We start from the raw sequence: 357 nt of genomic DNA, 5'->3' as shown, positions 1-357 counted from the left end.
CGGCAGTGCTGATTGCGTTTGATGCCGTCGACGCGTTATCGGGGACAACAACCTGGCAGACCCCACCGAAGTAGTCAAACGCTTGGCGGTGTGCATCAAGCCAGGACTGTTGCCGCTGGTCAACACACGCACAAGCAAACAGCATTCCTGAATACGGCAGCGAAGCGACGAAAATGCTGACTTTCGCACCCGGTGTGCCCGCAGGGTCGTACAGGCGCATCTTGTTCCCTGCCCAGTCCACCTGCATCGTATGCCCTGGTGCATGGGTGATCCGGGCGGTAAGCCCGGCCGCATCGACATGGGAGGCAACCAGCTGGCGGAACCGGTCGTAGCTGTAATGACGCTGGCCCGGCTGGG

1 pseudogene is annotated in these 357 nt (G+C 61.1%); it reads right to left on the bottom strand.

The window, feature by feature from the left end:
• Window positions 1-220, bottom strand: a pseudogene (locus HMPREF2822_RS13705) (IS21 family transposase); the annotation flags it as partial.
• Between the last annotated feature and the right edge of the window lie 137 nt (window positions 221-357).

It is taken from the genome of Corynebacterium sp. HMSC062E11, assembly GCF_001811845.1.
Lineage (GTDB): Bacteria > Actinomycetota > Actinomycetes > Mycobacteriales > Mycobacteriaceae > Corynebacterium > Corynebacterium hesseae.
Note: the sequence above shows the minus strand (reverse complement) of the source record. Positions and strands in the feature narration are given on the sequence as shown.